Consider the following 340-nt stretch of genomic DNA (forward strand, 5'->3'; position numbering starts at 1 on the left):
ACCAGAGGAATTTCAGCGCCAGCGCTGAACGCCGCGCCGCGTCCTGGTATTTCCCCTCATAGCACAAGCCGCCGACCCAGCTCCGCCAGGCGAGATCGCTGGTGTCGATGCGCTCATCAATCCGCTCCAGACAGGGCACCGCCAGCGGCTCATCTTTCGTGACCAGCAGCGCCGCCAGGTAACGATCGCCTGCGGCCACCGTGAACACCGCACGCGTCCCTTCATCGTCGCACTCGGCATGGTGCCTGATCTCCTCACTGGCGCGCAGCATCAGCAGCAGCGCGCCGACATTCCAGACGGTGCCCTGGGAGGTGTGGTGCGCCCACGGCCTGCGGGTGTC

General features: G+C 66.5%; 1 pseudogene. It reads right to left on the reverse strand.

The features are described from left to right. Positions 1–340, reverse strand: a pseudogene (locus tag CYR32_RS21760) (glycoside hydrolase family 15 protein); the annotation flags it as partial.

The organism is Chimaeribacter coloradensis (assembly GCF_002858715.1).
In the GTDB taxonomy this organism is placed as follows: Bacteria; Pseudomonadota; Gammaproteobacteria; order Enterobacterales; family Enterobacteriaceae; genus Chimaeribacter; species Chimaeribacter coloradensis.